The organism is Rhodococcus sp. CX (assembly GCF_015865005.1).
In the GTDB taxonomy this organism is placed as follows: Bacteria; Actinomycetota; Actinomycetes; order Mycobacteriales; family Mycobacteriaceae; genus Rhodococcus.
In genome coordinates this window covers 25,707-46,554 of record NZ_JADZGH010000123.1, presented here as the reverse complement: position 1 = coordinate 46,554, position 20,848 = coordinate 25,707, and the positions used below count along the sequence as shown (strand labels likewise).

Genomic DNA, 20,848 nt, shown 5'->3' with positions numbered 1-20,848 from the left:
AGGGCCGCGCCGCGCTGGCCGAGGTGCACCTCGAGGACAAGGCCGGCGCGTGGCCGCGCACCCTCTCCGGCGGTGAAGCACAGCGCGTCGCGCTGGCGCGGGCACTCGTGCGCGAACCCCAATTGCTGCTTCTCGACGAACCTTTCGGTGCACTCGACGCGCTCACCCGCATCCGGATGCACGGCCTGCTGCTGCGGCTGTACCGCAAGTACCGGCCCGCGGTCCTGCTCGTCACCCACGACGTCGACGAAGCGATCCTGCTCGCGGACCGCGTGATCGTGCTGACCGACGGGGCGATCTCCCTGTCCACCCGCGTCGACGTGCCGCAGCCACGTTCTCGGGACTCGCGCGAATTCACCGCGCTGCGACGGCGACTGCTCGCCGAACTCGGTGTCGGCGACGAACCCGACGCTCGATAACTCACATCAGAAGGAACATGACGTTGCCTGGAATCAGACGGGCCCGGTGGGCATTGCTGCCCGCCCTCGCATTGACGATGCTCGCCTCCGCCTGCGGGCTGTCCGAATCCGAGGAGAGCGAAGCGCTCTCCGAAGCGACCATCGCGAACACCGTCGACGTCCCCGAGGGGACGGAACTCGTTGTCGCCGAGCAGAACGGGAACCAGTCGCTCGCATGGTCGCTGTCCGGCGCCGGAGCCGACGCGCCCTACGAGGTCACCTTCGCGGACTTCAGCGGCGGCCCCGCTGTCATCGAAGCGCTGCGTTCCGGCGCTGCCGACATCGGCTTCGTCGGCGAAGCGCCTGTTCCGATCGCCGTGTCCAACGGCATCGAGGACATCGTGGTCGTTGCGGGACAAGCGAATCCGGGAAGCAGCGGCGGCTACTACCTCGTCGCGCAGCCGGGCAGTGGCATCGAGACCCTCGAAGACCTGCGCGGCAAGCGCGTCGCATACCCGCCGGGCACCGGCCGTCAGATGATCACCGTCGGCCTGCTCGACCGGGCCGGTCTCGAACTCGGCACCGACGTCGAGGGCGTCGAACTCGCGGGATCGGAGGTGGTGCCGACGTTTGTCGCCGGTGCGGTCGATGCCGCGATCGTCCTCGGGAACCAGTACTACAAGATCGGCTCTCCGCCGATTCTCGGTGACGGAACCGGCATCAACACCGGCATCAGCGCGCTGGTGGTGCGGCGCGATGTCCTCGACGATCCCGTCAAGGTCGCCGCGATCGGCGACTACGTCGGACGGACGGTCGCGGCGAACAACTGGCAGGAAGCCAACCCCGAGCAGTGGGTCGAGGCGTACTACGTCGGTGTCCAGGGCATCACGTACGAGCAGGGCAAGGAACTGCTCGACAAGACCGGCATCGCGAAGTATTACCCGATCGAACCGAAGTTCACCGCACTGTTCCAGACCGTGTCGGACGGGCTCCTCGACACCGGCATCATCGACCGGCCCGTCGACGTGGCTCCCTACCTCGACGACCGCTACAACTCGATCATCCAGGCGCAGAACGACACCGACGGAGTGGCGCTCACACCGCTTCCGTAGTCGTCTGCGACCGCACCCGAACCACACGAGAAGGAGCGACACCATGACCCAGGCCGCAACCCGCATCGAGGTGCGCCCGCAGTCCGGTTGGACCGGCGCCGAGATCCACGGACTCGACCTCACCCGCGAACTCACCACCGACGAGATCGCCACCGTCCGGCAGGCGCTGCTGCAGTGGAAGGTCGTGTTCTTCCGCGACCAGCACCTCGACCACGACCAGCACCTGCGGTTCGCGAACTACTTCGGCGCACCAACGCCCGCCCACCCCCTGTTCGATTCGATCCCGGACCCGAACTACCCGACGATCTACCCGATCTTCCGCGACCGCTTCAAGGCCCGGGTCGCGAGCACTTCCGGCTACGACCGGCCCGGCTGGCACGCCGATGTCACCGCCGCGGTGAATCCGCCGGCAGCGTCGATCCTGCGTGCGGAGGTGCTGCCCCCGTACGGTGGCGACACCCAGTGGTCCAACACCGTCGCCGCGTACGAAGGATTGTCGGCGCCGGTCAAGGCCCTCGCCGACGGCCTGCGCGCCGTGCACCGGTTCAGTCCCGGTGCGGGCACCACCCCCACCGAGGACTACCTGCGCAGGGTCGAGAAGCGGCCGCTGCTCACCGAACATCCGGTTGTGCGGGTGCACCCGGAGACGGGGGAGAAGGCGCTGTACGTCAATCCCGGTTTCACGTCCCACATCGTCGGGGTGTCGCCGCACGAGAGCCGCCGGTTGCTCGAGCTGTTCTACGACGAGCTGGCGCGTCCGGAGTACACGGTGCGGTTCCGGTGGGCGCCTGGCTCGATCGCGTTCTGGGACAACCGCTCCAGCGTGCACCTCGCGCCGCGTGATCTCACCACCGACGACGATCGCCGGCTGTACCGGATCACCCTCGTCGGTGACGTTCCGGTCGGACCGGACGGCCGGGAGTCGGTCGCGCTCGAAGGCGAGCCGTTCGAGGCGATCTGACCTCCGGGGTTACCGGAGATCCTCTTTCAGGGCGTTGACGACGACGGTGACGGGGGCGGTGCCGTCGGCGGCAGGAATGTCGCTGTTGACCGCGGCGACCAGGATCGTGCCGGACGCCGGCAGGTATCCGGCATAGGTGTTGTACCCGGGGAGTTCGCCGGTGTGCTCGAGCCAGCCGTTCTCGATGCCCCAGCCGAAGCCGTAGGCGCGTTCGGGGGTGGCCGGTGGCACGTCGTAGTTGAACGACTCGAGCCGGTACTGCTGGGTTTCGGGGTTGAGGATGCCCTCGCCGGTGCCGAGCGCCTTCGCCCAGCGCTGCAGGTCGTCGATGGAGGAGATCACGGCGCCGGCCGCCCATCCCCACGACGGGTTCCAGTTCGTGGCGTCGGCGGTCTCGCCCTCCGGCTGGCCCTGTTCGGTGATGCCGGCCAGGTGCGGGTCGGGGAACGCCGCGTCGGCGGGCAGGGACGTCTCGGACATGCCGAGGGGTGCGAACAGGTGCTCCTCGAAGTAGTCCGCGAGGCTCTGCCCGCTGACCTGTTCGACGACGAGACCGAGCGCGACGTAGTTCGAGTTGGAGTACTCGAACTGCTCGCCGGGCGCGAAGTTCGGCGGATCGCCGCGCACCACGTCGAGGAGTTGTTCCGGGGTCCACGGAGCGTCGGGGTTGGCGAACAGCTGTTGCTGGAACCCCTCGTCGAAGGTGTAGCTGGGGATTCCGCTGGTCATCGTGGCGACCTGCTCCAGCGTCGCGATGTCTCCGTTCGGAAGGCCCGGTACGTATTTGCCGATCGGGTCCGTGAGCTCGAGCCGTCCGTCCTCCCACAACTGCAGGATCGCGGTGGCGGTCATCGTCTTGGTGAGACTGCCGACGCGCGTGTGGTCCTCCGGTGTCGGCGGCTGCTGGGTGTCGACGCCGGCGACACCCGCGGTCCCGGTCCATTCCCCCTCGGGGCCGATCACCCGCGCGACGACGCCGGGGAATCCGATCTCCCCGTGCAGGCTGTCGAGGGTTTCCTGCAACCGGTCCGCCAGCGCGGACTCGGCGCTCTCCGGGGATTCCGTGCCCGTCGTGGGCGAGGTGGTCGTGTCGTCGCTGGTGCACGCGGAGGCCAGCGCGACGACGGTGGCGGCCAGGAAGATCGGGAGTCTGCGCATGGTGGGCTCCGATGGGACTGGATGGTCGCTTAGTCCGGTTCAGTATGCGGCGGGCTCGGCCGGACTGTCCGCGCGATCACCGAATCCGCCCGCGTCCCCGCGGCCCCGTCCTACCGTGTGGGACGACGGATCGGAGTATCGATGAACCCGCTCATCCACGTGTCACCGCAGGTGCGTGACGCCGTCGCCGACGGGCGACCGGTCGTCGCGCTGGAATCGACGATCTTCACGCACGGGCTGACCCCGCCTCGCAATCTCGAGGTCGCGTTCGAGGCCGAACGGAACCTGCGCGACGCCGGCGTGGTGCCGGCGACCGTCGGCGTGGTCGGTGGCATCCCCACGGTGGGGTTGTCGGACGAGCAGATCACCGCGCTCGGATCGGAGCCGGGCGTCGAGAAGCTCGGCGTCCGCGACCTTCCCGCCGCCGCGGCGAAAGGCATCTCGGGTGGCACGACCGTCGCCTCGACCGCGGTGCTCGCCCACCACGCGGGAGTGCGGGTCTTCGCGACCGGCGGCCTGGGCGGCGTCCACCGCGGCGCGGCGTCGACGTTCGACGAATCCGCCGACCTGACCACCCTGGCATCGGTACCGATCCTCGTCGTCAGCGCCGGAGTGAAATCGATCCTCGATATTCCGGCGTCCCTGGAACGCCTCGAAACCCTGAGCGTGCCCGTCGTCGGCTATCGGACGCGGCGGTTCCCCGGCTTCTACGTGCGCGACAGCGGTTGCGCGATCGACTATTCCGTGGAGTCGCCCGCCGAAGCCGCGGCGATCGTCGACGCCCGCGACCGTCTCGGCTCGAAAAGTGCTGTGCTGCTGGTCAATCCGGTGCCCGAACAGGACCAGCTCGATCCGGCGCTGCACGATCGGGTGCTGCGTGACGCCGAGCATGCCGCCGCGGCCGCCGGGGTCACGGGGAAGGCGACGACCCCGTTCCTGCTCGCCCACCTGCATCACGCCACCGGTGGCCGCAGCCTCGACGTGAACGTCGCGGTCTACCGCGCGAACGTCGCCCTCGCCGCGTCGGTGGCCGTCGAATTGGCATCCGGGTGACCGGGCACTGGGTGTTGCACGTCGACCTCGACCAGTTCATCGCCGCGGTCGAGGTACTGCGCAACCCCGACCTGGCGGGGCGGCCGGTGATCGTCGGCGGTCGCGGCGACCCGACCGAACGGGGTGTCGTGTCCACGGCGTCCTACGAGGCCCGCGAGCACGGCGTCGGGTCCGGGATGCCGCTGCGGACCGCGGCCCGCAAGGTCCCCGACGCGGTGTTCCTGCCCGTCGACGCGGACACCTACACCGAGGTGTCGAACGTCGTGATGGACACGTTGCGCGGGCTCGGCGTCGTCGTCGAGGTCCTCGGCTGGGACGAGGCGTTCCTCGGGGTGGACACCGACGATCCGGAGGCGGTCGCGCGGACCGTGCAGACCGCGGTGTTCGACGCGACGGGACTGCATTGTTCGGTGGGCATCGGCGACAACAAGCTGCGCGCCAAGATCGCCACCGGCTTCGGCAAGCCGCGCGGCATGTTCCGGCTCACCCGCGACAACTGGTTCGCGGTGATGGGCGACCGCGGCACCGACGCGTTGTGGGGTATCGGCTCGCGCACCGCGAAGAAACTCGACGCGCTCGGGATCCGCACCGTGCGGGATCTCGCGATGGCGTCGGAAGCGGACCTGGCGGCGCGGTTCGGACCGAAGACCGGGCCGTGGCTCGTCGGACTGGGACGTGGGGTCGGCGGCGCGACCGTGACGGCCGAGCCGTGGGTCGCGCGGTCGCACGGGCGGGAGGTGACGTTCCAGCACGACGTGAGCGACTGGGCGGAACTCGCCGAACATGCGCGCCGGCTCGCGGTCCGTGCCACCGAGGACATCCGCGCCGAGCAGCGACCGGGCGTGCGGGTGGAGGTCAAGCTCCGGTACGCGCCGTTCACCACCCACACCACCGGCCGGGCCCTGCCCGAACCGACGTTGGACTCGCAGGTCGTCTCGGACGCCGCGGTCGCGTTGCTGGACCGGTTCGATCACGACCGGAAAGTACGGCTGATCGGGGTGCGGGTCGTGATGGTCGAGCCGTGAGCGGTCAGCGGGACATGCCGTAGAACCGTTCGACGCGCACCCGCAGCAGCAGCCGCCGTTCGGTCACCATCGCCGCGCGGAACTCGTTCCAATCCGGATGCTCGCCCTGCAGTTGCCGATACTGCTCGACCAGCTGTTCGACGGTCTCATCGTGCGGAAGTGCCGCGACCGGGGACAACTCGGCGTAACCCTCCGCGACCGCGTACGACCAGCCGTCGGCGGAGTCGACGAACATGCTCACGCGCGGGTCGCGGCGCATGTTGCGGGTCTTGGCGCGGTCGTCGGTCACCGAGACGGAGAACGTGCGGGTGCGGGGGTCGTAGTGGTGCAGGATGTTCGACAGCTGCGGCCGTCCGTCCCGCTTGAGGGTGACGAGCGTCGCGACCTTGGTGGTGGTGAACAGCGCTTCGAGCGGATCGGTCGATGCCATGCGTCCAGCCTAGAGCCGTGGTGGGTCGAGTTCGGATGATTCTGTGTATCAGACGGTTTCGAGTGACGAGCCGATGATCTCGGCGAGTTCGCGTGGCGCGTCGTTGTGCACGGTGTGACCGGCGTGCGGCACCGCGAGGATTCGCGCGGCCGGATTGCGCCGCCGGACCTCGTCGGCATCGGAATCGGACACGAAATCCGATGCGCCACCACGGATCAGCGTCAGCGGAACCCCGATGCCCGCTAGATCGTCCCACAGCGCCGACAGATCCTGGCCGTCGTCGAGCACCGCCGAGGGCGTCACGTCGAGAACGATCGCGCGGCGCACCAGTTCCGGAACGATCGCGGCGAGACGGATCGTCGTGAGACCGCCGAGGGAAGCGCCCACCACGGCTTCGGCTTCGGGTGCCCAGCGGCGGACGGCGTGTGCCACCGCGTCGGCCGCGTTCCAGGGGGAGTGGTCGGGGTGGTCGAGCGGCGTCGAATGTCCGTGCCCGGGCAGGTCGACGGCGAGCGCGGGCAGTCCCAGCGCGAGATTGAGTGCATCCCAGGTGTGGGCGTCCTGACCGCTGTCGTGCAGGAACACGATACGAGGCGGTTCGGTGGCCCAGAGCAGCGAGCTCACGTGCACGCCCTCGCGGATGTCGGTGCCGACACGCTGCACCACCGGTGGAGCATCGAGTGTCAGCCCGAGTTCGGCGGCGTTCCGGGGGAGCTGTGCGAATTCGTCGTCCTGGAAATGCGAGACCATGGGGTCCTTTCCGCGCTCGAAGCCGGTGCGCAAGGTTGACGGCAGGAACACATCCTATTTTCTCGGCGCCGTTCCGGCCGGATAGTTGTGCCCGAGCACAGACGGACGGGTGCTCGGCTGCCGGTCGCTGCCGGGGTCTCCAATCCGGTTGCGTATCGGCCCGGAACGACGGTGGACGTCCCGAAAATTCGGTACACCGACCGTCGACTCGGACCCTGCACGGCGGGTCCGGTCCTCGGATGACGGCGAAACGCCCGTGCGCATCGAGGGCCGAACCTTAAGATCGAGAGGTCCGACTGCACGCGAACTCGTCGAGGTATCGCCATGGCCGACGACATCGAGAACGCCCGACGCTCGTCCCCGCAGCAAGGTCGGTTCCCACCGGTCGTGGAGGGACTGCTCGACAGTCCGCTCGCCGGTCTCGCCCCATGGATCGTGCTCGCCGTCTTCGAGGGACCGGGCAGTATCGCGTGGGTCGCGGCCGTGGCACTGGGCCTGTCGGTCCTGTTCCTCGTCCTGGACCTGATCCGTGGCCGGTCGCTGAAACTGCTCGGTGTGGTGGACGTCGTGTTCTTCGCGGCGTTGCTGATCACCCACTTCTCGCTGAGCGTGGACAACCAGATGTGGCTCGAGACGTGGATCGGTGAGATCGCGAACATCACGCTGGTGCTCATCGCGGTCGGATCGATGCTGGCGCGGAGGCCGTTCACGATCCAGTACGCGCGGGAGGAGGTCGATCCGCAGTACTGGGATTCGCCGGTGTTCCTGCGCACCAACTACGTCATCACCGGGGCGTGGGCTCTCGCCTTCCTCGTCGCGGCGGCTGCGGGGTGGTACGGCGACGCGGTGCTCCACGACGACGACAACATCTGGACGGGATGGGTGATCCAGGTCGCGGCGATGGTCGCCGCGATCAAGTTCTCCGCCTGGTATCCCGACCGGGTCGGCGAGCGGACGGGCGACGCAACGGAATGACGGCCGCCGTCAGTCCTGTTCGTCGAGGTGGAACAACACGAGGGTGACGGTCAGGATCAGGGCGGGGACCCACGCTGCCTGCCCGCCGATCCACTGGGACACGAGTGCACCGAAGACCGCGCCGCCCGCGAACGACGCGCAGATCGCGCCGTAGACGGCGGTGTGGCGGCGGGCCACCTCGTCGTGGTCGACGAACCCGCGGAACCAGGCCTCGGTGAGCCGCATCAGATTTCCGGTCGTGGCGATGGACATGTAGGTCAGCTCGCCGATCATGCGATACAGACCCATCTGCAGTGCCGCGACGAACGCGATGGGGACGGTGACCGCCGCGGCGTGGACGCTGTCCGGCAGGAACCCCACGATCACGAGGATGATCACCTGCAGGCCCGTCGCCCAGCGCAGCGGGCGGGTGAGGCGGCGTTCGATGCGGCCGGTCTTGACGAGCATCGCGACCGCGATGCCGACGAGGAACGCGAGGATCGGATACAGGTGCGCGAGCGCGTCGCGCCATTGTGCCTCGGCGAAATCGATGCCCATCAGGATCACGTTGGCGGTCTGCGTGTTCGCGAAGACACCGTCGCGGGTGATGAACGTGTATGCGTCGAGGTAGCCGCCGACCATCGTGAGAATGACGGCGAACCGAAGGGAAGTCGAGGTCTGCGTCGCCATGAACCGGGTTCCTCCGCCCGAGGTGCTTCGACCACCATAGGGCCACCGGCGGGGAGCTTGCACAGTTTTCGGCGCCCGTCCAGAGTACGGAGCGCGCAGATCCGAATCCTGTTGCATGAACAGCCGGGCGGAGGACCATGGACCACGGTGTCCGCGCTCGCGGACGCCGGGTCGACGAGAGGCACAGCCCATGACTGTCACCGACGAATACCTCGAGAACAACAGGAAGTACGCCGAGTCCTTCACCGGCCCGCTTCCGCTGCCTCCCAGCAAGCACGTCGCGGTCGTGGCGTGCATGGACGCGCGGCTGGACGTCTACCGGGCCCTGGGAATCGGCGAAGGCGAATCCCACGTGATCCGCAACGCCGGTGGTGTCGTGACCGACGACGAGATCCGGTCCCTCGCCATCAGCCAGCGACTGCTCGGTACCCGGGAGATCATCCTCATCCACCACACCGACTGCGGCATGCTCACATTCACCGACGACGAGTTCAAGCGGTCGATCCAGGACGAGATCGGCATCAAACCGTCCTGGTCGCCCGAGTCCTTCCCGGACGTCGAGGAGGACGTGCGGCAGTCGCTGCGCCGCATCGAGGACAGCCCGTTCATCACCCAGACCGAATCGTTGCGCGGCTTCGTCTTCGACGTTGCCACGGGTCGGCTGAGCGAGGTGAAGCCCGACTGAGGGGACGCGATGGCGACCTTCGTACTGCTGCCCGGTGCCGGATCGGACTCGTGGTACTGGCATCGGGTGGTGCCGCTGCTGCAGGAACTGGGGCACACCGCGATTCCCGTCGACCTGCCGTACTCCGACGACGCCGCCGGACAGTACGAGTACGCCGACGTGGTGGTCGCCGCGGCCCGGGACGCGCAGCCGCCGCTGGTCCTGGTCGGTCAGTCCATGTCCGCGTTCACCGCAGTGATCGCGGCGGAGCGGCTGGTCGTCGACCGGCTGATCCTCGTCGCGCCGATGATCCCGGCTCCCGGCGAGTCACCCGGCGGATGGTGGAGCGCAGTCGGTCAGGAGCAGGCCCGACGTGCACAGGACATCGCGGACGGGCGTGACCCCGACCTTCCCTTCGATCCGCGCGAACTGTTCTTCCACGACGTGCCCGCCGAGATCGTCGCGGAAGCGTTCACGCACGAAGCGCCCGTGCTCTCGGATTCGGCGTTCGAACCGGCGTGGCGCGCCGACCGATGGCCGGATGTGCCGGTGCGGGTGGTCGCCGGCCGTCACGACCGGTTGTTTCCGCTCGATCTCATCCGGCGGATCGCCCGCGAGCGGGTCGGCGTGGAACCGGACGTCCTCGACAGCGGTCACCTGGTGGCGCTGGTGTGTCCGCGCGAACTCACCGATCTGCTGGTCGCGTCGGTGCCGTGACTCTTGCGTGGCCTCAGTGTCCGTTGCCGTTGCCGGCGCTCGTGTGCTGCGCGGCGAGGGATTCGGGCATCGGTTCGTGGCGCAGGTAGCCGCGCGCGAACTCGGCGGTGCCCTGCGTCAGGGCGCGCAGGTCGACGGGATAGCGCGTCAGTTCCAGTTCGGGAACCTCGGCGCGCAGCAGGGTCGTGCCCGGACCCGCGTTCTCGGTGCCCAGAACCCGGCCGCGCCGGGCCGAGAGGTCGCCGAGGACCGCGCCGAGATAGTCGTCGGGGACCACGACCTTGACCGCGTCCACGGGTTCGAGCACCCGCACCGTCGTGTGGGTGGAGGCGTCGCGCAACGCGAGTCCCGCGGCGGCCTGGAACGCCGCATCCGACGAGTCGACCGAGTGGGCCTTGCCGTCGACGAGCGTGACCTTGACGTCGACGAGCGGATGACCGGTCGCGACACCCTTGGCGGTGGCGCTGCGCACGCCCTTCTCGACGGACGGGATGAACTGGCGGGGCACGGCGCCGCCGACGACGTGCTCCTCGAACTGGACACCGCTGCCGACCGGTAGCGGCTCGACCTCGATGTCGCACACCGCGTACTGGCCGTGCCCGCCGGACTGTTTCACCAGCCGGCCGTGCCCCTTCGCGGGACCGGCGAACGTCTCGCGCAACGCGACCCGGTAGTCGACGATGTCGACGTTCACCCCGTGCCGGTTGCGGAGCCGGTCGAGGACGACTTCGGCGTGGGCCTCGCCCGTGCACCACAACACCAATTGGTGTGTGTCGGGATTGTTTTCGAGGCGCACCGCCGGATCCTCGGCGGTCAGCCGGGACAGGGCCTGGGCGAGCTTGTCGTCGTCGCTTCGGGTGTGGCCCTCGACGGCGACCGGCAGCAGCGCCTCCGGCAGCGGCCACGGATCGAGGACGACGGGATGGTCCGGGTCGCAGAGGGTGTCGGCGGGTACGGCGTTGCCGAGTTTGCCGATGCACACCAGGTCCCCGGCGACCGCCTCCGGCACCGGCCGCTGTTGCTTGCCGAACGGGCTGGTCAGCGTCGGGATCCGTTCGGTGGTCTCCTCGGTGTGGCCGGGCCCGCTCAACCGAACGAACGTGTCGGGGCGCAGCCTGCCGGAATAGACGCGCACGAGGCTGATCCGCCCCACGTACGCGTCGCCGGTGACGCGTACGACCTGCGCGGCCAGCGGGGCGTCCGGATCGGCGAACGGGGCGCCGGGCCGACGGTGCGTCGGGTCGGGGAACACCGCCGCGATCAGGTCGAGGAGCTCGGCGGCACCCACCCCGTAGTCGGTGGCGGCGGATGCGGGATGCAGTGTGCACGAGATCATTTCGCGTCGGATGCCGTCGGCGAGGGAATCGGTGTCGAGGGTTTCACCCGCCAGGTAGCGCTCCATGAGGGTGTCGTCCTGCCCCGAGATCGCCTCGACCAGACTCTCCCGGATCTGCCCCAGATCCGGGGTCTGGCCGGGGTCACCGTAGGTGCGGCCGAGCAGCACGTCCACCGACCCGCACGGCCGGGAGCCGTCGTACGCCGGTACGAACACCGGGCGCAGGGTGTCGGGTCCGAGACCGAACGCGTCGTGGCATTCGGTGAGCATCTCCTCGTAGCCGCTGCGCGCGATATCGAGTTTGGTGACGACGATGCCGCGGGGGAGTCCGGCCTCGGCGCATTCCCGCCACAGCGCGCGGGTCGCGGCGCTGATCGGGTCGGTCGCGGAGACGACGAACACCGCCGAATCCGCGGCGCGCAGGCCCGCGCGGACCTCGGCGTCGAAGTCCGGGTGGCCCGGCGTGTCGATCAGGTTGATCTTGGTGCCGTTCCATTCCAGCGGGATCACGGCGAGCTGCACCGATCGCCGGTGCTGCTGTTCGATCGGTTCGAAGTCCGAGATGGTGGTGCCGTCCACGGTGCGGCCCGCACGCCCGACGGCGCCGGCGGCGAGCGCGAGCGATTCGGCGAGGGTGGTCTTGCCGACCCCACTGCATCCGATCAGAACGACGTTGCGCAGTTGGTCCGGGCGTTCGACGACAGGCGCCCGTTCGGTTCGCGCCGAGGTTCGGTCGGGCATCGGAGTCTCCTCCCGTGGCATCCGTGCCACCGCTCGACACGGCCTCCGACCAGGGTAACCGTGCGGCTGTGCCGCCCGTGTGCCTTTGTGGCGGTTGGGGTCGCCACAAAGGCACACGGGCGGCGGAGCCGCACCTCAGTACACGTCGCGCACGTACCGCTTCTCGCGCTTGAGGTCGGTCACGTACTCGGCGGCGTCTTCCTCCGACAGGCCACCGTGCTCGGCGACGATCTCGTGCAGCGCCCGGTCGACGTCCTTCGCCATCCGGGACGCGTCGCCGCAGATGTAGAAGTGGCCGCCGTCCTCGAGCCACGCGAACAGCTCGGCGCCGTGCTCCTTCATCCGGGTCTGCACGTAGATCTTCTCGGCCTGGTCGCGGGAGAACGCCAGGTCCAGGCGGGTCAGGACACCGGACTCGACGAACTCGGTCAGCTCGTCCTCGTACACGTAGTCGCACGCGCGTTTCTGGTCGCCGAAGAACAGCCAGTTCCGTCCGGTCGCGCCCCGCGCGCGGCGTTCCTGCAGGAAGCCCCGGAAGGGCGCGATCCCGGTGCCCGGACCGACCATGATCATCGGGGCGGTGTCGTCGGCGGGGACCCGGAACGCCTTGTTCTTCGTGACGAAGACCCCGGCGATGCCGTTCTCGCCGACCCGGTCGGCCAGGAACGTCGAGCACACACCGCGACGTTCGCGGCCGTCGGTGCCGTAGCGCACCGCCGCGACCGTCAGGTGCACGCTCTGTTCCGTCGCGTTCGGGCTCGACGAGATCGAATATGCGCGGTGCTGCAGCGGCTTGAGCAGCGACAGGAACTCCTCGGCGGACAGCTCGGGAGTGGGTTCCAGGCGCAGCACGTCGAGGATGTCGCGGCCCCACAGCCAGTCGTCGAGCGCGGCCTTGTCGCCGTGCCGCAGCACGTACGTCAGTTCCTCGTTGTGCGTGCGCTTCTCGACCTCCTCGAGCAGGTCGATGTTCGGCGCGGTGATCTCGTAGCTGCGGGTGAGCAGCTCGGTCAGGGTCTGCTCGTGCCCGGAGGGGACGACCGCGCCGTCCAGGCCGAGGGTGTCGAGCAGCGCCTGCACGAGGTCGGGATCGTTGACGGGCACCACGTTCAGGGCGTCGCCCGCCTCGTACTCGAGGCCCGACCCGGCGAGGTCGAACTCGTAGTGGCGGATCTCCTTGCCGGACCCCTCACCCGACAGCAGCCGGTTGACCGTCACGGTCGCGGGGAACGGATTCCTGCGGTTCCACTGCGACTTCGCGCGGGCCGGAGCCGGGGCCGCGACGGCCGCGGTGCCGTCGCCGTGGATGCCCTCGACGGCCGCGACGAGCGGCAGGGTCTCGGCGATCCAGGCGGCGGCGACGTCCTCGTAGTCGACGTCGCAGTCCACGCGCGGCACGATGCGCTGCGCCCCGAGCTGCTCGAGCCGCATGTCGATGAGCTTGCCGGCCTGGCAGAACCCGTCGTAGCCGGTGTCGCCGAGCGCGAGCACCGCGAAGTCCATGCCCTCGAGCCGCGGCGCGGACTCGGCCGACAGGGCCTCCCAGAACAGTTCGGCGTTGTCGGGCATCTCGCCCTCGCCGTAGGTCGACGTCACGATCAGCACGCGACCGAACGTCGCGAACCGGTCGAGGTCGACGTCGTCGAGCGCGCACACCGTCGGTGCGAATCCGTGGCTGCGGGCCGCGGCCGCGGTGTCCTCGGCGACGGATTCGGCGTTGCCGGTCTGCGATCCGTACAGGATGTGCAGCGCGGGCGCCGAACCCGCCGCGGTGGCGGTGTCGGGGCCGGTGGCGAGCAGACGGGTCTGCATGCCGGCGAGGAAGCCGGCGAGCCACGACCGCTGGTCCGTGGTGAACGGGGCGTCGGTGGGGATGAACGGGGTCATGCGGAAGCCACCTCCGTGGAAAGCGCGGGCGACTGAGCGAGCAGATCCGGCACCGCGTGACGCGCGAACAGTTCCTCGTAACCGGGCAGCCGGCCGATGGAGTCGTGGTTCTTCCTGTCCTGCAGGAGAATCCACCCGTAGGTGCCGGGGGTGTACACGGACCGGACGTTGCGCAACGCCAGCGACCGCTTGTAGTCGCCGAGGCGCTTGTCGGCGACGAGCACCGCGAGCTCCTCGTCGGTGCGCTCCGAGATCGCCTCGAGCGCGTACCGCTGCAGCTTCTTGACGAGGAAGAAGTCCTCGGTCAGCAGCAGGTTGCGCACCGCCTTCTGCACGGCCGGATCGGCGGCGTCGGTGGCGCCGGGGATGCGCTGCATCGCCATCGACTGGGCGGCGGCGAGCACCGTGTAGTTGTTGAGCAGCGCGAACATCGCCTCGCTGTCCGTGCCGTCCGGGGTGACGCCCCCGGCCACCGGCGTGCCCTGCCGGTAGTCGGTCTTGAACTTGCGGACCTGGTGCTCGACGAGGGCCGCGGCGACCTCCTCGGCGAGTTCCTTGCGGGACTTCGCGGCGAGGATCTGCTCCGAGTCCTGGTACTGCAGCAGCGCCCGCGGCATGCCGTACACGAAGTGCGCCTGCTCGGTCTGCCAGTTGTCCAGCAGGAAGCGGGCTTTGACGGACCCGGTGGCCTCGACGTGCCGGTGCAGCAGTTCGAGCACGGCCGCGTTGTGGACCGCCGCCTGCGGATCGTCGCCGGTGACGGAACCGAGGACGATCGAGTCGGCGCTGGCCTTGCCGGGCAGCAGGCCCTCGGGGTCGTACTGGTAGACGAACCCGCCGGACATGCCGTTGCCCAGGCCCTTGCCGAATCCGCCGAGGTTGAGCACGACACCGTTGGTCATGTACTCGCACGCGAATTCGCCGACCCCCTCGACGACCGCGGCGGCACCGGAGTTGCGGACCGCGAACCGGTCGCCGGCCTGCCCCTGGACGAACAACCGGCCGCCGGTGGCACCGAACAACGCGAAGTTGCCGATGAGCACGTTGCCGCCGTGATCGGCGGAGCCGCCGCCGGGGGAGAGCACGACGATCTCGCCGCCGCACTGGCCCTTGCCGACGCCGTCGTTCGCGGTTCCAGTGTGCGCCAGCACCATTCCGTCGTTGCAGAACGCGCCGAACGACAGGCCGGCCGAGCCGGTGGTGGTGACGGTGACGGTACCGTCGCGCAGCCAGCGGCGGCCGCGCTCGTCGCGCAGGGCCGCGGGGATCTCGCCGAGCTGCTCGTGGCCCAGCATCCGCTCGATGTCGATGGCGAGCTGCGCCCCGACGCTCTTGTTGCGGTTGGTCAGCGCGACACCGTCACCGAGCGCGACCGCGGTCTCGCCGGCGTCGACCAGCGCCGCCCGCAGCTCGGCGATCCAGCGGTCGTCGAGTTCGTAGTCCTTCTCCAGGTACACGGGGTTCTCGACCGAGACCTCCGGCACGACGGTCAGCATGGCCCGCAGGTCCAGCTTGCCGACGGACGACGGGTGGTCGAGCAGGTGCAGCAGATCCGAGCGGCCGCGGGCATCGCGCAGCGACCGCAGACCCAGCCGGGCCAGCACTTCGCGGGTCTCGTGCGCGACGTTGAGCAGGTACTGCGCCATCGCGCGCGGGTCACCGTCGAACACCTCGGGATTGGTGGTCAGACCGGCCGGGCACTTGACGTTGCAGTTCTTGGCCATGACGCACTTGAGCATCATCAGCGCGGTGGTGCCGAACTCGAAGCTGTCGGCGCCGAGCAGCGCGGAGGTGATCACGTCGGACGCGGTCTGGTGGGCACCGGAGCAGCGCAGCACCACCTTGTCGCGCAGGCCGTTCGCGCACAGCGCCTGGTGCACCTCGGCGATGCCGATCTCGGCGGAGCGGCCCGCGTACTTGAGCGAGGTGACGGACGCGGCGCCGGTGCCGCCGGTGTTGCCGGCGACGTTGATGACGTCCGCACCGGCCTTCGCGACACCGACGGCGATGGTGCCGATGCCCTCGGAGGACACCAGCTTGACGATGACCCGGACACGGGCGGCCTTGCAGTCGTGGATGAGCTGCGCGAGGTCCTCGATCGAGTAGGTGTCGTGGTGCGGCGGCGGCGACACCAGTTCGACGCCGGGCGTGGCACCGCGCGCGGCGGCGATCTCCACGGTCACCTTCGCGGCCGGCAGCTGCCCGCCTTCGCCGGGCTTGGCGCCCTGCGCGATCTTGATCTCGATCTCCTCGAGCATCGGGTCGGCGAGGTAACCGGCCCAGACCCCGAAGCGGCCCGACGCGAACTGCTTGATCCGCGAACCGCGGATCGTGCCGTAGCGGGAGATGTGCTCGCCGCCCTCACCGCAGTTCGACATGCCGCCGACCATGTTGGTGCCGTGCGCGACGGCCTCGTGGGCGTTGGAATTCAGGGCGCCGTGGCTCATCGCGCCGGACGCGAGGGTGCGGGTGATCTCGTGGGCGGGCTGCACCCGGTCCAGCGGCACGCTGTCCGGGGCCTTGCGGACCAGCGCGAGGTAGTCGCGGGCCTGCCCGGTGGCCTGCACGGTGACGGTGTCGCCGTAGCAGCGGTAGCCGAGGACCTCGTCGCCGAACCGGGCGACGAGGGACTGGGCGAGCGCCTCGAGCCGGTCGGCCTCGTCGGCGCGCGGACCGGTCAGGCGCAGCACGAACTCCTCGTCGCCGACCCGGGCCGCCGAGAGGCCGCGCACCAGCATCGAGTTGTTGCCGTAGCGGGCGAAGCGGCCCATCTCGCGGCGGAACTCGTCGGCGGTGGTGGCGTAGGTGACGTCGGCGGGCGTCGCGAGGACGTCGCGTAGCGCGGCGGGACGCTGGGCCCGCTCGTCGGCCATGGTGCGCGCGAACGCTCGGTAGCCGGGAGTGATCTCGAACCGGTCGATCTCGTCGGCGGTCAGCGCCCGGAAACCGCCGTAGCGGTAGGCGTCGTCGTCGAGGCCGTGGGCGTCGCCGAGGCGGTGCAGCGGCAGCAGCCGCAGCGCGTCGGTCAGGTCGGGTTCGCCGTCCCGCTCGCCGCCGGGCAGCGTGATGGGCTCTTCGGTCATGTCGACGAAGCCGCGCACCGCGGTGGTGCCGTACGAGTGCCCGGCCCCCTCGGCGCGCTCCTTGAACAGGCCGAGCAGCGGCACGTCCTTCTCGGCCACGACCGTCAGGGCACGCTGGTGCCAGTCGGCGACCGCCTGCGCGATCGTCGCGAATCCGACGCCACCGACCGGGGTCCGCACGTTCGGGAACCAGCGGCGCAGCACCGCGTCGTCGGTGTCGAGGTAGCTGGGTTCGAAGAACTCGCCGCCGATGTACGACTCGACGGTGCACAGGCCGACGCGGCCCATCGTCTTCATCAGCGACTTCTCGGCGGCCTTGCGGAACTTCAGGAAGGCGGCGTCGGCGTCGTCGCCGTACTTCTCCTCCGCGCGCATCTGCACCGTCAGCGGGTACACGGCGGCGGCGCCGAACCCGAGGGTCGCGGCGATGTGGTGCGAGGAGAACAGCTGGCCGGACTCGACGATCACCGAGACCCGCAGCCGCAGGCCCTCGTCGATGAGCCGCTGGTTCACGGCGGAGGTGGTCAGGATCATCGGCAGCGCGGCACGGTCGGTCGCGACGTGCCGGTCGGTGAGCACCGCGATGCCACCGGATTCGCGGGCGAACGCGGCGATCTCGTCGGCGAGGGCCTCGACGGCCGCCTCGAGCGCGGCGGCGTTCGAGGCCGGATCGTCGAACACGGGCGTGAACAGCATCTGGAAGCGGCGCACCGGGGTGTCGGCCTGCTCGCGGATGCGGAGCATGTCCAGGTGGGTGAGGATCGGCGACGGCACCACGATCTGCCGGGCCTCCGCGGCACCGGAGCCGGGGCGGGCACCGAGCGCGACCCGCAGCGTCAGGCCGTCGGCCTCGCGGATCGAGTCCAGCGACGGGTTGGTGACCTGCGCGAACCGCTGCGAGAAGTACTTGGCGACGCCGCCCTCCTGATCGGACAGGGCGTTGATGGCGTTGCCGTACCCCATCGCGGAGATCTTCTCGGTTCCCGACGCGAGCATCGGGTCGAGCATGAACCTGAACGATTCCTGGTTCAGCGAGTACGACACGTACCGCTGGTAGCGGTCGAGGTCGCCGTTGTAGCGCAGCGGCGAGCCCGCCTTCTCGGCGGGGATCTCGGGCAGCGACGCGAGCTCGGCGCGGGCGTCGGCCACCAGCGCCGGGTAGTCGCGGCGCGCGGCGAGCAGTTCGAGGGCCTCGACGGTGCCGAACGAGCGGCCCTGCTCGTGGTCGAAGTACAGCATGCCGCCGGCCTCGATGCGGCCGCGGCGCAGCACGGTCTCGGGCGCGAACCCGAACTGGCCGGCCTCGGAGGTCACGCCCAGGTACTCGGCGGTCTCGACGGTGCGCAGCGGACGCAGGCCGAGGCGGTCCAGGCGGGCGCCGACGACGCTGCCGTTGCCGAAGATCAGCGCGGCGGGACCGTCGTTCTTCTCCTCGTACAGCGAGAAGAACTCGAGCATCGCGCGCACCTGCGGCGACAGGGTGGTGTCGTTCTCCCATGCCGGCGGCATCATCTGCACGACCGCGGTCACCAGATCGAGATCGTCGTACACCAGCCGCGACGCGAGGGTCTGGTCGAAGCGGCAGCTGTCGGACTGTCCGGGCGGTCGGATGATGTTGCGGCCCAAGGCGCGAGCGAGCGCGCCCTCGAACAGGCGGTTCTTGCGGTCGGTGTTCAGCTCGCCGTTGTGGGCCATCAGCCGGAACGGCTGCGCCATCGTCGGGTGCGGGTCGGTGTTGGTGGAGAACCGGGTGTGGAAGAAGAGGGTGTGCACCGCGTGCGCCGGATCGGTGAGATCGGCGAAGTAGGGGATGACCTCGTGGGAGTTCAAGCGTCCCTTGAGGACCTGGGTGCGTGCGCTGAGCGAGAGCGGGTACAGCCCGGCCAGCGCCGGATCGGTGTACGCCTGCGCCTCGACCGAGAGCAGCGCCTCGTGCAGGATCCGGTCGAATTCCTTTGCGCTGTCTACGGATTCGGGGCGCGCGAAGATCCACTGCCGGATCGGCAGCTGGTATGCGACGGCGGCCGGCCGCAGCACGCTGTCGTCGACCGGGACGTCGCGCACGGCGAGGACCTCGATGTCCTGCGCCGCGAGGGCCGCGCCGATCAGTTCCTCCGCCGCGGGGCGGGCGGCGGGATCGGTGGGGAGGAAGAAGTTGCCGACACCGAATTCGCCTGCGCGAAGGTTCTTTCCGGTGAGCTGCGAGAAGAACGCGACCGACAGGTCGACGTTGACGCCGGCACCGTCGCCGACGCCCTCGGCGGACATGCCGCCGCGGTGCGGGACCACGCAGAGGGCTTCGTGGCCGAGGGTGAGGACCTCGTGCGTCTGCACGCCGTCCTTGCGGGTGATGAATCCGACGCCGCAGCTGCTCTTGTCGAGAGTGCTGTCGTACAGGCCGGTTCCGTCGGCATGCGTAAGCAACGGACGTCCTCCTCGGGTGGATCGTGCCGGCGGCCACGGAGGGGTGCGCCCGGGAATCCGGACTTCCGATGGTGGATGCCGACGTCTGAAATGAGGCAGACGTCGTTGTCTGGCAACCCGCGTGTAGCACGTTGGAAACCCGCGAGTGCCTGGCCAGCGTACCGCACCGCGTGCCCTGCGTGGACGCCACGTTCGTCACACCGGCCGAGCGAGCGCTCGGCTAAGCTGCAGGTCGGAGTGTTCCACGCCACATCAGGACGTGCTGCAGAGAGGGAATCGCATGACCGACGTACTCGACCGCACCAAGATCTACATCGACGGGGCCTGGGTGGACTCGGACGGCACCGGCCGCATCGAGGTGATCGACCCCGCGAGCGAGGAAGTCATCGCCGTCGTCGCCGAGGGCACCGCCTCCGACGTCGACCGCGCCACCGCCGCGGCGCGCGCCGCGTTCCCCGTCTGGTCGGCGCTGTCCGGCGCCGAACGCAGCGCCTACCTCGGCAAGGTCGCCGCCCTCGCCGCCGACCGCGCCGGGGAGCTGACCGAGATCGTCTCCCGCGACATGGGCATGCCGCTCAAGCTCGCGGCGGCCGTCCAGATCGGGATGCCGCTGAGCAACATCGCCGCCTACGCCACGCTCGCTGGCGAATACGACTTCGACGACCGGGAGATCGGGAACGCCCTCGTCGTGCGCGAGCCCGTCGGTGTCGTCGGCGCCATCACCCCCTGGAACTACCCGCTGCACCAGGTCGTGCTCAAGGTGTTCGCCGCGCTCGCCGCCGGTTGCACCGTCGTCCTCAAGCCCACCGAGGTCGCGCCGCTCGTCACGTACGCGCTCGTCGACATCTGCGACGAGGCCGGCCTGCCGCCGGGCGTGTTCAACCTCGTCAGCGGCTACGGGCCGGTCGTCGGCGAAGCCATCGCCGCACACCCGGACATCGACATGGTCTCGTTCACCGGCTCCACCCGCGCCGGAAAGCGCGTCGCCGCGGTCGCCGCCGACACGGTCAAGAAGGTCGCGCTCGAACTCGGCGGCAAGTCCGCGAACATCATCCTCGACGACGCCGATCTCGCCACCGCCGTCACCGAGGGCGTCTCCAAGTGCTTCCTCAACTCCGGGCAGACCTGCACCGCCCTGACCCGCATGCTCGTGCCCGCCGACCGCCTCGACGAGGCCACCGAGCTCGCCGCGAAGGTCGCGCAGGCCTACACCGTCGGGCACCCCTCGGATCCGGGGTCCAAGCTCGGCCCGCTGGTCAACGCCACCCAGCTCGCGCGGGTCCGGTCCTACATCGACAAGGGTGTGGAGGAAGGCGCCGACCTGGTCCTCGACGGTCGCGAGACCGGCCTGACCACCGGGTACTTCGTCGGCCCGACCGTGTTCGGCAAGGTCACCGAGGACATGACCATCGCCCGCGAGGAGATCTTCGGGCCGGTCCTGTCGATCATCGGCTACCGCGACGAG

General features: G+C 69.6%; 15 protein-coding genes and 1 pseudogene. 9 read left to right on the top strand and 7 right to left on the bottom strand.

Features of this window, described 5'->3' with window-relative positions; translation table 11 throughout:
• The 3 genes and pseudogenes from I0Q12_RS35105 to I0Q12_RS13450 all read left to right on the top strand — a co-directional run.
• A pseudogene (locus I0Q12_RS35105) lies at positions 1-86 on the top strand (ectoine/hydroxyectoine ABC transporter ATP-binding protein EhuA); the annotation flags it as partial.
• Between the two features lie 356 nt (positions 87-442).
• The gene (locus I0Q12_RS13455) at positions 443-1,510 is read left to right on the top strand and encodes a PhnD/SsuA/transferrin family substrate-binding protein (protein WP_231610582.1); all 1,068 of its coding nucleotides are present in this window, start codon (positions 443-445) and stop codon (positions 1,508-1,510) included.
• A gap of 43 nt (positions 1,511-1,553) precedes the next feature.
• Positions 1,554-2,471 carry a TauD/TfdA family dioxygenase gene (locus I0Q12_RS13450; protein ID WP_197252391.1) on the top strand — a complete coding sequence of 306 codons (918 nt, stop codon included), beginning with the start codon at positions 1,554-1,556 and terminating at the stop codon, positions 2,469-2,471.
• A gap of 9 nt (positions 2,472-2,480) precedes the next feature.
• Here the strand turns inward: I0Q12_RS13450 and I0Q12_RS13445 are convergent, their stop codons facing one another.
• Positions 2,481-3,629 (bottom strand): serine hydrolase, encoded by a 1,149-nt coding sequence (locus I0Q12_RS13445; protein WP_197252390.1) that lies wholly within the window; start codon positions 3,627-3,629, stop codon positions 2,481-2,483.
• 141 nt (positions 3,630-3,770) lie between these two features.
• On the opposite strand from I0Q12_RS13445, the gene I0Q12_RS13440 reads away from it, so the two are divergent.
• Positions 3,771-4,682, top strand: coding sequence for a pseudouridine-5'-phosphate glycosidase (locus tag I0Q12_RS13440; protein ID WP_197252389.1), 912 nt, complete (start codon positions 3,771-3,773; stop codon positions 4,680-4,682).
• The gene (locus I0Q12_RS13435; protein WP_248675708.1) at positions 4,679-5,707 is read left to right on the top strand and encodes a DNA polymerase IV; all 1,029 of its coding nucleotides are present in this window, start codon (positions 4,679-4,681) and stop codon (positions 5,705-5,707) included. Before I0Q12_RS13440 ends, I0Q12_RS13435 begins: the two co-directional genes overlap by 4 nt.
• A gap of 4 nt (positions 5,708-5,711) precedes the next feature.
• On the opposite strand, the gene I0Q12_RS13430 is transcribed toward I0Q12_RS13435, so the two are convergent.
• The gene (locus I0Q12_RS13430; RefSeq protein ID WP_197252388.1) at positions 5,712-6,137 is read right to left on the bottom strand and encodes a PPOX class F420-dependent oxidoreductase; all 426 of its coding nucleotides are present in this window, start codon (positions 6,135-6,137) and stop codon (positions 5,712-5,714) included.
• A gap of 48 nt (positions 6,138-6,185) precedes the next feature.
• Complete coding sequence (locus I0Q12_RS13425; RefSeq protein WP_197252387.1) at positions 6,186-6,887, bottom strand: alpha/beta fold hydrolase; 702 nt, start codon at positions 6,885-6,887, stop codon at positions 6,186-6,188.
• A 324-nt stretch (positions 6,888-7,211) separates the two neighbouring features.
• On the opposite strand from I0Q12_RS13425, the gene I0Q12_RS13420 reads away from it, so the two are divergent.
• Positions 7,212-7,862 (top strand): hypothetical protein, encoded by a 651-nt coding sequence (locus I0Q12_RS13420; RefSeq protein WP_197252386.1) that lies wholly within the window; start codon positions 7,212-7,214, stop codon positions 7,860-7,862.
• A gap of 9 nt (positions 7,863-7,871) precedes the next feature.
• Here the strand turns inward: I0Q12_RS13420 and I0Q12_RS13415 are convergent, their stop codons facing one another.
• Entirely contained in the window at positions 7,872-8,531 is a 660-nt protein-coding gene (locus tag I0Q12_RS13415; RefSeq protein WP_197252385.1) for a YoaK family protein, read from the bottom strand.
• A gap of 190 nt (positions 8,532-8,721) precedes the next feature.
• Between I0Q12_RS13415 and I0Q12_RS13410 the strand changes: the two genes are divergently transcribed.
• Together I0Q12_RS13410 and I0Q12_RS13405 are read left to right on the top strand one after the other, a co-directional pair.
• A complete protein-coding gene (locus I0Q12_RS13410) occupies positions 8,722-9,216 on the top strand; it encodes a carbonic anhydrase (RefSeq protein ID WP_197252384.1) in 495 nt (164 codons plus the stop codon).
• A 9-nt stretch (positions 9,217-9,225) separates the two neighbouring features.
• Entirely contained in the window at positions 9,226-9,912 is a 687-nt protein-coding gene (locus I0Q12_RS13405; protein ID WP_197252383.1) for an alpha/beta fold hydrolase, read from the top strand.
• 13 nt (positions 9,913-9,925) lie between these two features.
• Here I0Q12_RS13405 and I0Q12_RS13400 read toward each other — a convergent pair whose 3' ends face one another.
• The 3 genes from I0Q12_RS13400 to I0Q12_RS13390 form a co-directional block, all read right to left on the bottom strand.
• The gene (locus I0Q12_RS13400) at positions 9,926-11,989 is read right to left on the bottom strand and encodes an elongation factor G-like protein EF-G2 (protein WP_197252382.1); all 2,064 of its coding nucleotides are present in this window, start codon (positions 11,987-11,989) and stop codon (positions 9,926-9,928) included.
• Between the two features lie 135 nt (positions 11,990-12,124).
• Entirely contained in the window at positions 12,125-13,876 is a 1,752-nt protein-coding gene (locus I0Q12_RS13395) for a sulfite reductase subunit alpha (protein ID WP_197252381.1), read from the bottom strand.
• Positions 13,873-19,383: a glutamate synthase-related protein gene (locus I0Q12_RS13390; protein ID WP_197252380.1), complete on the bottom strand. Its 5,511-nt coding sequence runs from the start codon at positions 19,381-19,383 to the stop codon at positions 13,873-13,875. The genes I0Q12_RS13395 and I0Q12_RS13390 overlap by 4 nt, the downstream gene beginning before the upstream one ends.
• 280 nt (positions 19,384-19,663) lie before the next feature.
• Between I0Q12_RS13390 and I0Q12_RS13385 the strand changes: the two genes are divergently transcribed.
• Positions 19,664-20,848 (top strand): aldehyde dehydrogenase family protein (locus I0Q12_RS13385; RefSeq protein ID WP_231610580.1); only part of this gene is annotated, 1,185 nt, incomplete at its 3' end.

Excerpts from the sequence above, each read along its gene's own strand:
- I0Q12_RS13450 (WP_197252391.1), top strand. The coding sequence starts at position 1,554 with ATGACCCAGGCCGCAACCCGCATCGAGGTGCGCCCGCAGTCCGGTTGG.
- I0Q12_RS13445 (WP_197252390.1), bottom strand. The coding sequence starts at position 3,629 with ATGCGCAGACTCCCGATCTTCCTGGCCGCCACCGTCGTCGCGCTGGCC.
- I0Q12_RS13440 (WP_197252389.1), top strand. The coding sequence starts at position 3,771 with ATGAACCCGCTCATCCACGTGTCACCGCAGGTGCGTGACGCCGTCGCC.
- I0Q12_RS13430 (WP_197252388.1), bottom strand. The coding sequence starts at position 6,137 with ATGGCATCGACCGATCCGCTCGAAGCGCTGTTCACCACCACCAAGGTC.
- I0Q12_RS13425 (WP_197252387.1), bottom strand. The coding sequence starts at position 6,887 with ATGGTCTCGCATTTCCAGGACGACGAATTCGCACAGCTCCCCCGGAAC.
- I0Q12_RS13420 (WP_197252386.1), top strand. The coding sequence starts at position 7,212 with ATGGCCGACGACATCGAGAACGCCCGACGCTCGTCCCCGCAGCAAGGT.
- I0Q12_RS13415 (WP_197252385.1), bottom strand. The coding sequence starts at position 8,531 with ATGGCGACGCAGACCTCGACTTCCCTTCGGTTCGCCGTCATTCTCACG.
- I0Q12_RS13410 (WP_197252384.1), top strand. The coding sequence starts at position 8,722 with ATGACTGTCACCGACGAATACCTCGAGAACAACAGGAAGTACGCCGAG.
- I0Q12_RS13405 (WP_197252383.1), top strand. The coding sequence starts at position 9,226 with ATGGCGACCTTCGTACTGCTGCCCGGTGCCGGATCGGACTCGTGGTAC.
- I0Q12_RS13400 (WP_197252382.1), bottom strand. The coding sequence starts at position 11,989 with ATGCCCGACCGAACCTCGGCGCGAACCGAACGGGCGCCTGTCGTCGAA.
- I0Q12_RS13395 (WP_197252381.1), bottom strand. The coding sequence starts at position 13,876 with ATGACCCCGTTCATCCCCACCGACGCCCCGTTCACCACGGACCAGCGG.